The 1,144-nt window shown below is 57.9% G+C and carries 2 pseudogenes; both read right to left on the reverse strand.

Annotation, left to right across the window (positions count from 1 at the left end):
• A pseudogene (locus tag AC2FNB_RS21295) lies at window positions 1-356 on the reverse strand (type IV secretory system conjugative DNA transfer family protein); the annotation flags it as partial.
• A pseudogene (locus AC2FNB_RS21300) lies at window positions 349-1,144 on the reverse strand (relaxase/mobilization nuclease domain-containing protein); the annotation flags it as partial. The pseudogenes AC2FNB_RS21295 and AC2FNB_RS21300, both read right to left, overlap by 8 nt.

Here is a 1,144-nt window from a genome sequence, read left to right on the forward strand (position 1 = left end):
CCCATTTTGCCGAGGACAAAACCATGACCAGGCTTGCCGAAAAAGCCGTTCCGTTTCATCTCAGACATCTGCTGCCAGTGGGTTTCACCGAATTTGGTCAGCGCATCGTTCATCAAAACTGCGCTAAGCAAAACACCTCCCCCGGTGCAGATCCCGACAAGCAAGTGAACGATCTGCATATCGCCTGGATGGGTCGTTCGGAGAACCCCATAGCTGCGCGCCAGCATCAGGAAATCGATATCGGCCCCGACCCCGAACCAGCGGAAGGTCAGAAAGGCCGACGACAGAACATACCCGAACACCGCGCCGAGAAAAGCAAAGCTTATGACGCCGAGTGCGATCCGCGTCTTACCCATGCGTCAGGCCCTTTTCGCCGTCGGCATCGACTTGCCGCTCGCGTTGAACATCAATTTCTTCATTGGCGATCTCGTCGAGGACGTGCTCCATGGCCACGCTGTTCGCCAGAGCTGCGTCGCTCTGCAGATAGGCTTTAGCCGCATAGAGCCGGTCCAGGCGGTCTTCGATATGTTCCTCCAGCGCAGTCTCATCGCCAATTGCCAAGTCTGGGGTGTTTTCTTCACCGGCCAGATCCTCCAGTTCGGCCCTCAAGGTCTCGCGCTCCAGATCGCTGCGGAATGGATCTGCGGTTGGGTCGTCCCTCATACGGCTCAGGACTTCAGCAGTGATCGGCGGAAGCCGGTCGGTGATGGCTTCCTGCCGGTCAGACTCCACCGACCCACTATCCTTGAGAACGTCAGCATCGGCCAACAAACGACCCAGATCACTGTGCACCTGGTCGAGGCGATCGATTGCTTTCTCAAGCTCATCGGCGCGAGACAGGTCATAGCCTTCCTTGTCGGCAATCGCATTCAAGTCCTGTCCGAGCCATTGCCGCTCCAGCGCGGCATTGCCAGCGCCGATTTCGACACGACGTGTCACCTCCTGCTCGTCAATGCCGGTGCCTCTCAAAGCCTGCTGAAGACGTTCGGCAAGGGCTGGATCCTGCAAAGCGCTTTGGGCGTCGGCCTGAATGTTCGCGGCGGAATAGATCCCACTTTTGGACGCGTCTTCGAGCAAGGTGTGGGACTGCGTCCCCATTGGGCTCAGATGCGACAGTGAACGATAAATGTCGTTCAGCTCATGC

It is taken from the genome of Ruegeria sp. BHSB058, assembly GCF_059613285.1.